The sequence below is a fragment of the Congregibacter sp. genome (assembly GCF_045107095.1).
Lineage (GTDB): Bacteria > Pseudomonadota > Gammaproteobacteria > Pseudomonadales > Halieaceae > Congregibacter.
On sequence record NZ_JBGCFU010000018.1, the window covers coordinates 38,137 to 46,401 of the forward strand.

9 protein-coding genes are annotated in these 8,265 nt (G+C 55.2%); 1 reads left to right on the plus strand and 8 read right to left on the minus strand.

Annotated features, from left to right (window positions below):
* Positions 1-2: 2 nt before the first annotated feature.
* The 3 genes from AB8B76_RS04000 to AB8B76_RS04010 are packed head-to-tail and all read right to left on the minus strand — an operon-like array spanning position 3 to position 3,133.
* Positions 3-428, minus strand: a complete 426-nt coding sequence (locus tag AB8B76_RS04000) for an ExbD/TolR family protein (protein ID WP_405270498.1) — start codon at positions 426-428, stop codon at positions 3-5.
* A complete protein-coding gene (locus AB8B76_RS04005) occupies positions 425-1,048 on the minus strand; it encodes a MotA/TolQ/ExbB proton channel family protein (RefSeq protein ID WP_405270500.1) in 624 nt (207 codons plus the stop codon). Before AB8B76_RS04005 ends, AB8B76_RS04000 begins: the two co-directional genes overlap by 4 nt.
* A 48-nt stretch (positions 1,049-1,096) precedes the next feature.
* Positions 1,097-3,133: a DNA internalization-related competence protein ComEC/Rec2 gene (locus AB8B76_RS04010; RefSeq protein WP_405270502.1), complete on the minus strand. Its 2,037-nt coding sequence runs from the start codon at positions 3,131-3,133 to the stop codon at positions 1,097-1,099.
* A gap of 574 nt (positions 3,134-3,707) precedes the next feature.
* Between AB8B76_RS04010 and AB8B76_RS04015 the strand changes: the two genes are divergently transcribed.
* Positions 3,708-4,232 carry a DUF2062 domain-containing protein gene (locus AB8B76_RS04015; protein WP_405270504.1) on the plus strand — a complete coding sequence of 175 codons (525 nt, stop codon included), beginning with the start codon at positions 3,708-3,710 and terminating at the stop codon, positions 4,230-4,232.
* Here the strand turns inward: AB8B76_RS04015 and AB8B76_RS04020 are convergent.
* From AB8B76_RS04020 to AB8B76_RS04040, 5 genes are all read right to left on the minus strand, one after another.
* The gene (locus tag AB8B76_RS04020; protein WP_405270506.1) at positions 4,220-5,449 is read right to left on the minus strand and encodes an FtsX-like permease family protein; all 1,230 of its coding nucleotides are present in this window, start codon (positions 5,447-5,449) and stop codon (positions 4,220-4,222) included. The two genes, AB8B76_RS04015 and AB8B76_RS04020, sit on opposite strands and share 13 nt — an antisense overlap.
* Positions 5,446-6,129 (minus strand): lipoprotein-releasing ABC transporter ATP-binding protein LolD, encoded by a 684-nt coding sequence (lolD, locus tag AB8B76_RS04025; protein WP_405270508.1) that lies wholly within the window; start codon positions 6,127-6,129, stop codon positions 5,446-5,448. Before lolD ends, AB8B76_RS04020 begins: the two co-directional genes overlap by 4 nt.
* Entirely contained in the window at positions 6,122-7,381 is a 1,260-nt protein-coding gene (locus tag AB8B76_RS04030) for a lipoprotein-releasing ABC transporter permease subunit (protein ID WP_405270510.1), read from the minus strand. The genes lolD and AB8B76_RS04030 overlap by 8 nt, the downstream gene beginning before the upstream one ends.
* A gap of 19 nt (positions 7,382-7,400) precedes the next feature.
* The gene (gene nqrM, locus AB8B76_RS04035; protein ID WP_405270512.1) at positions 7,401-7,637 is read right to left on the minus strand and encodes a (Na+)-NQR maturation NqrM; all 237 of its coding nucleotides are present in this window, start codon (positions 7,635-7,637) and stop codon (positions 7,401-7,403) included.
* Between the two features lie 43 nt (positions 7,638-7,680).
* On the minus strand, positions 7,681-8,265 hold a 585-nt coding region (locus tag AB8B76_RS04040; protein ID WP_405270514.1), incomplete at its 5' end, for an FAD:protein FMN transferase.

The window sequence follows — 8,265 nt, forward strand, 5'->3', positions numbered from 1 at the left end:
AATCACTGCGTCTGAGGTGTAGGCTGAACGGACGCTATGCTTAGTCGGCTAAATCCCATTTGCCCTGCCGCATCCATGGCCCTAACCACAGATTCATGCGCAGCCTGCGCGTCGGCAGATATCACTAGCGGGAGAGTCGTATCGCCCTCAGACACCTTGTAAACCGCTGCCTGCAAAGTCCGCATGCTGGTATCAACGAGTGCGCGCCCGTTAACCCGATAATTGCCCGCTTCGTCGATAAGAATCTCTACTTGCTTCTCAACCTCATCACGGACAAGGCCTGTTGCCTCGGGCAGGTCCACAGACAACTGAGTTTCACGGGTAAATGTCGTCGACACCATGAAGAAGATCAGCAACAGAAACACCACGTCAATCAGCGGCGTCAGATTAACGTTGAGCTCTTCCCGGCTTTGACGACGAAACTTCACGCCGAATCACGCCCCTCTTCCCGCGCGTGCAGTGCATCAACCAACTTTATGGTTTGCTGCTCGAGCTCAATGACAATGCCATCAATACGCCCGCTAAAGTACCGGTGCATTACCAGGGCAGGTATCGCGACGCAAAGGCCCGCGGCGGTAGTAATCAGCGCTTCGGAGATACCCCCTGCAAGCGCGCTGGCATTACCCGTGCCTTGAGACATGATTTCGGCAAACACTCTAATCATGCCAACTACCGTACCCAATAATCCCAGTAGCGGAGCGATAGCCGCGATGGTGCCAAGGGTATTTAGGTATCTTTCAAGGTCATGAACTACGTGGCCGGCAGCCTCTTCGATACTCTCCTTCATGACATCGCGGCCATGATGTGCATTCGCAAGTCCTGCGGCGAGGATCCTTCCGAGGGGAGATGAGTCTCGAAGATTACGTAATTTGGTCGCGTCCAACTCGCCCGCCTTCAACTGTTTCCAGACGTTGGCAAGTAAGTGCGGCGGTGCAATTCGGCGACGATTCAACACGTAGGTTCTTTCAATGCAAATAGCAATTGCTACGACCGAGCAAGCGATGATGATGATCATCAGCAAACCGCCGGCGGTGATTAGTTCCAGCACTGTCAGGCTCCTCTGGCTAAGGGTCTGATTATAACCGCGGATGGCCCCTCAGGGAGGAAGGCAATTACGCGTAAATTCACCACGCCGCCAAAATGGCGCCCAGCGATGCCTGGCGGCCCGGCACTGAATCTTCCCTCCAGGAGAGATTCTCAGGGTGACCGCCCCGTGGGAAGCGGTGTTTCGTACAGTAACGCCAGAATCCTGTGCGTCATCGATGACCCTTCGCGCAGGATGCCCGTAACGGTTGGCACGTCCCGCCGTAACCACCATCAAGCTTGGGGACACTGATCGCAGCCACAGCCGACTGTTTGACCCGGCAGAGCCATGATGCGTTGAGAGCAGTATGTCAGCTCGTATCTGCGAGCCCCAGTAACTCAAAAGCTCCCGTTCGCGCGATGAAGCAATATCACCAGCCAGAAGAAGGCTCTTGCCAAAAACGGTCACCAGCAAAACGCAGGAGGCATTATTATCACTATCGCCCGACAGGCTCATCGATAGATAGCGAAGAGTGACTGATTCACCAAAATGTCTGGCTTCGCCCAATCTGCAGGCCTCGCTCTCTTTTACCGCGACGCCCCGCCTGATTTGCTTTGGCGGCGCCCGCCCAGATACCGCAGACTCTCCCCCATCGTGGTCATTGTCCGGATGACTAATCACCAAGGTGTCCAGCACATTGATTCCCCGGGATTGAAACATCGGCAAAACAGCCCGATTTGCAGCGGAGGCCTCCGCTGAGTGAGCGCCGCCAGTGTCATAGAGCAGAGCCTCTCGTCCCTGACGCACTAGCACTGCCGTACCTTGCCCCACGTCAAAGAACACAATCTCTACGCCACTATCAGCGCCCCGAGACATAAAAGCGATGGGAGATGCCAGTAGCGCTATCACAAGGAACCGACCGCGGAACCTTGGGAGCACCCACAGAACAACGGCAAGCATAAGCATCACAAATGTAAGCTCATGGGGGCTCTGCCGCAGGACACTCTCCCGGCCTAAAACTGGCGCCCAGTACGCCATACCCGACCACATGATGCCCAGCAAACTCGCCGCTGAATTCAGTAGTCCGGCCCCAATATCGGGAAATAGCGGAGCCAGAGCTATAGCACTCAAGACAAGAGGCACGACTAGGAACGTTATCACGGGTATAGCAACTAGATTGATAACTCCTCCGACGCTGCTGGCCTCCTGAAACCAAAAGAGACTTAGGGGAATCATTGCCAGAAGCATGTAGCCCTGAGCACTCCAAAGGCTGCGAAGCCACGTGGCACGGCCTCGCCAGGCCGTAAACCAAAGAAGAAGCGTCACCGCACCCACGCTAAGCCAAAAACCGGGCGTAATGATACTGAGGGGATTGAGAACAAACAGGCCGAATACTGCGATAGGGAATGACCAACCAGAGTTCGTAGTCCGACCCAACAGTTTGGGTAACATCACTAGACCCAGGGTGAGAAGTGCGCGTTGCGCGGGCAAGGCAAACCCTGAGATCAGTGCGTAAGCACCGGCAAACGTGAGGGCGGCGCACGGGGCTAATTGTGGTAAGCCGCGCCCTCTCGCTAGAAACAAGCTTAAGGTACGTGAAAGGCCCAACCCAAGGTACCATCCAGGAATCGATAGCAGCGTGACATGCATCCCCGAGATAACCATAAGATGAGTCAAACCAAAAAGCCGCAGACGACTCCAGACATCACTAGTTATAGCTCTCCTGTCACCTACGGCAAGTGCTGACAGTAACGCGCCCACGTCACCGGGAACCTCTTCTTGAATTGCAGATGAGACGGTATGGCGAGTTCTGTCGATCGCGTCTACGAGACCGAGGTTGAGGGCACGCCCCCGCCGTCCATCAGGCACCGACAAAAGACGAGCCACTGATCCCACGCCGTGAATGCCTGATGTCAGATAAAACTTCTCGCCCTGCTGAGCCGCCGGATTAACCAAGCCCCAGGGACGGCGAAGACGTGCTTCGAACTCTATGCTCGCACCCGGCAGCAAAACTGACGGCACGTTTAAAATCTCTGACTCTGACGCTGACTTCGTAGAGCGCCCGTCTATCAGCTCCGCCATCATCTGATGATTGGGGTCCAGGTACATTCGCAGACTTCTGGGCCCTCCGCAGCTTGAAGGAAGGATACTCCGCACGCGCACGTCAAATCGAAGAACTGGTCTCGGCCCAGGGAGCATCTCAGCCAATCCATCAACAGTGCCGACTACGGCAAGCGTCTTTCCTTCACAGAGCGGTGATAGAAGCCACTGTTGCCAAGCAGCGGCGTGGAAAAAGACTAGGCCTGTGCAAATACAGCTCGCAGCGACAGCAGCGATCAGATACCCGTTTAACGAATAACGCCCGGCCCAAAATCCGCTCGCCCAAGTACCGCTTGATACAAGGCCAAAGACTCCAAGAGAAACCGCGGCAGTGGCAGTTGTTAGCCCTAGTAACAACTGTCCGAAAGTCGGCAGTATCGGCAACTGTAACGCCAGAACCCCCGTAAGCAAGGAAGGAAGCAATAGTGCATACGGCGCTACCAACGCTGGCCTGCGAACGGCATAATGTTACGCACAATTCAGGAATCTTCCGCTACGTGGCCGGTGTTCTAGTGAAGCACGACAACTCTTTTCAACGAACAGCATTTGCGTGCCATCGAACAGCAATTGTGATCAGCTGAGAATGCCGCGAAAAACCCTAAAATCGCTGATGCCCTCGCCCGCCAGACTTCGAAAGCATGGCGCCCTGGATATTCTTGGTGACTGGGTCTACGCCAGTAACCTTTGGCATATCAATCGATATTCTGCGTCGATGGCTTTTTTTGTGGGCCTTTTCCTGGCGTTCATACCGGTTCCCGGGCAGATGCTTCTAGCAGCCTTAGGGGCGGTCATGCTTCGATGTAATTTACCGATTTCCGTTGGCCTCGTTTGGATAACCAACCCCCTCACCGTGCCCGCGATTTTCTATCTGGCGTATCAGGTAGGCGCGCTGGTTATTGACGTCCCCCTAAAAGAAGTAGAGTTCGCCTTAAGCGTTCAGTGGGTTGAAGAAGAGCTGCTGCGAGTCTGGCGTCCGCTGGTCGCTGGCTGCCTGCTTTGCGGTTTGTTTTTTGGAAGTCTTGGCTACTTTGTGGTCAACGTACTTTGGCGCATCCGCGTCGCCAGACAATGGAAGAAGCGCAAAAAGCTCCGTTCTCAAAGATCCTGATGCAAAACCTTGGCGGGCTGAAGACGCGCCGCACGAATAGCAGGGTACAACGCCGCAAGCACGCACATAAAGATTGCAACACTCGCGATAAGCAACACATCGCCGCCCCTTAAGTCGACGGGGATAAACGATACCGGGTAAACGTCGGTGCTGAGGAATTGGAAACCCAGACCTCGCTCAAGACTCGCCACAATCCCGGGCAGTGCAGTGCACAGTGCCGCGCCAAGGGCACAACCGATTGCTGAACCGATGATGCCAATGATCAAACCTTGTGCAATAAACACGGATGCCATATTGCCTGGGGTCGCACCCAAGGTTCGCATAATTGCGATAGCTCCGCGCTGATCAATCACGATCAGTACCAGAGCCGAGACAACGTTAAATGCAGCCACCCCAATGATTGACGTCAGCAACAACACCACTAGATCGCGAGACAGTTGAATGGCTGCATACAGGTTTCCGTGAGTCATACGCCAAGTGGTCGCGTAACTCCCGGGAGGTAACTCCTGGCGTAACTGAGAGAGCAATTGCTCCACTTCGAAGGGATCCTCGTAGCGCAGCTGCAAACCGCTGATGCCCTGTTGATTACCGTTATTGATGCCCGCAAGCACCGAAGCCTGATTGAGGGACATCAGACTCAGGGTTTCGTCAAGCTCTGTACCGGTATCTACCACCGCTGCAACCACAATACGCTGGGTACCGATGGCTGTGCGGTTTCCTCCACCGCGGGGTGGGACTATAACGGTAATGCTGTCCCCGGCATCTGCGCCCAAGCGCTCCGCAACAGAATCTCCCAGCACTACGCCGGACAAGTTTTCAAACTTCGGCAGCTCGACCATATCGGGAAGCGGAGATGGCATTGACTCCAGTCCCAATCCAGAAATCGCAACGACGTCTCTACCGCGAATAGCCATCCCGTCAAAGCTCACAAATGGGGAAACTGATAGCACAAAAGGCAAGGCTTCCAGGCGTTCACGTAGGCCGTACTCTTCACCACCGTCAGGAGGGGTATGCACGGTCACATGAGGCACCAAAGCCAGGATACGCTCGCGCATTTCCCGCTCAAAACCGTTCATAACCGAGAGCACCGTGAGCAACAAAGCTGTGCCTAGAATCAAGCCCGTTATCGATACTCCAGCCATAAACACGGAGAGATGCCCCCGCCCAAATGCCAGGGTATAGCGCAGCGCTATTCGCAGAGTCTCCCACAGTGTCACGGAGCAGCTTCCAGTCGGCCTTCAGTCAGTCGCAGCACCCGTTGCATGCGTCGTGCCACGCCAAGATCGTGAGTCACGACAACGAAGGCGCTGTGCTTTTCACGGAGCTTATCGATCAATTCCAACACCTGCTCCGCTGCATCCGGATCCAGATTTCCCGTGGGCTCATCCATCAGAACACAGCCGGGGTTATTGATGAGGCTTCGAGCAATAGCCACTCGCTGCCGCTCCCCTCCGGACAACTGCCCGGGACGATGTGTACTGCGATTACTCAGCCCAACTTCGTCGAGCATCGCAGCTGCTTTAGCCTGCGCTTCCCGGCGCGACACACCGGCAATCAATTGGGGCATTGCCACGTTCTCCAGAGCGGAGAACTCTGGAAGTAAATGGTGAAACTGGTACACAAAACCCAGGTGCAGATTTCGCCAAGCCGCCAGCTGGCTTTCGGACATTGGAGTCAGCACTTTACCCGCCAGAGCGACTTCACCCTCGGACACATGATCGAGCCCACCAAGAAGATTCAAAAGCGTCGACTTGCCGGACCCCGAAGACCCAATGATGGCGACCTTTTCTCCTTCCTCGAGCGCAAAATCAACACCACGCAGAACCGTCACGCGGGACCGACCATCTTCATAGCTTTTGTGTACGTTACGGCAGCTTAGCGCCAGTGAATCACTCATAACGGAGAACCTCAGCAGGGGCTATGCGACTGGCTCGCCAAGCCGGGTAAATCGCCGCTATCACACTCAGCAAAGTCGCCGCGACACTTACGACCAACACGTCGACCCACATCAGCTGAGACGGCAATCGAGAAATAAAATAGACCGACGGATCAAAAATCCGTGCGCCGAAAAGTCCTTCAAAAAAATCCACCACATCTGCAACATAAATTGACAGCAACACGCCCACTACCGTACCCGCCAACACCCCTAGTAGCGCAAGCGCCAAACCCTGAGTCAAAAAGATCTTCGAAATCCCGATCGGCGTAGCTCCCATGGTGCGAAGCACCGCAATATCCCTTCGCTTCTCCGTCACGGCCATTACCAGGGTGGAAACCACGTTAAACGCGGCGACCAGCACAACGCTTAAAAGCAGAATACTTACGGTGATCTTCTCCATACGAATCGCCCGAAACAGTGAGCCCTGTGTTTCACTCCAGGGTCGGTAAACGCCGAGGCCACTGATCGCGTTTTCTAACGAAGCACCCAGACTCGGCGCTGTCATAAGGTCGTTGGTACGAATCTGCACACCTCTAGTGCCGCCGCTCTTTAACAGGCGATTTGCCGTGTTGAGCGATACATAGGCCAACAGCGCATCTTGTTGAGCACCGACCTCGAACAATCCAACAACCCTTAGCAGGCGGGACCTGGGAAACAAACCCAGAGGGGTCGTACTCACTTGTGGGAGGACAATGCGTATCTCATCGCCGGGAATCACGCCCAACATTCGAGCGAGAGCGGCTCCCAAGATAACGGTGAAATCAGTGTTTAAATCGTCAAGGGTTCCCGCGAGTAAAAACTCATCAAGCTCCGTCAATCCCGACTGCTTTTCGACATCTACCCCGGTAAGGGATGCCCCCTGCTGACGATAGGGGCCCGAGAAAAGGACTGTCTCACGCACAAAGGGTGCTACCGCGAGAATATTCGGGTGAGAAAGCAGGCCAGCAGACAGCGCCGCTGTCCTGTCGACTTCCTGGTCAGCCGAGGCTTGCTGCTCATTGGGATGCAGCTCCACGTAGGCATGAGGAACGAGAGCAAGAATACGACCTTGCAGCTCTCCCCCAAAACCGTTCATCACTGAAAGCACGGTAATCAGGCTGGCGACCCCAAGCATCATTCCGAGCATCGAAGCCAGAGACACCAACGCGGTGAAGCGCGAACGTTGTCGACTAAAGCCGTAACGCAGCCCCAAAAACCGAGTGTAGGAGGCCATGAATCAAATTCTGCAGCTGTTACTTACTGGCGTCGTAAAAGCGCGCTTCGCCATCGGTGGTCGCGTTTTGTATGGAGCCTTGAGACTGTTCTTCGCAAAGGCTCGGATCATCACCGCAAATTTCGCAGCGCCCCTCTATGCCCACAGCCGACAGCCCGCCACAGGAGCCCTTCAGCGGCCCACGACCCGTCATGGCACCAATGGCCATACCAGCCATGATCAAGCCCATAACGAGGAATGCGAGAACAAAAACCATAACAACTCCAGTATGACGTCAGTGACGCGTTGCGCCGGAAAGCTTACCCCTCGGGCTCTTCCCTGGGCTGTGTATTTTGCCGATAAGCGTCAAACGGCTCGGTGTAGTGTACCTCAAGCCCATCTGCTCCCCGAGAAACAAAATGCGCGGCTAAGCCTTCGCTCTCCGCCAGCTCAATAGCCTCATCGAGACCGAGTACCAGTAATGCAGTCGCCCAAGCGTCAGCTACCATGCAGTGACGATCAATGACGGTCACCGACACTAACTCATGAGCCACGGGATAACCCGTTCGCGGATCAACGAGGTGAGAATACCTTCTTCCCTCGTATTCGAAATAGTTGCGGTAGTCTCCGGATGTCGCGACGGCCGCGTTACTGACACTCAGGGCCTCGATAAATCGAGACTTGGACGGATCTGGGGACTCTACGGCAAGGCGCCATGGGCCGCCCTCAGGGCGTTCTCCGGACGCGCGAAGCTCGCCGCCAATCTCCACCAGATTGTTAGCGATCCCTTGCAGCCGCAGCAGTTCATGTAACTGGTCGACGGCATAACCCTTGGCAATAGAGGACAAATCGACTGCCACCCCAGCGGGTCTACTGAGCGTTGACGCCGGCGTATCCAAACTCAG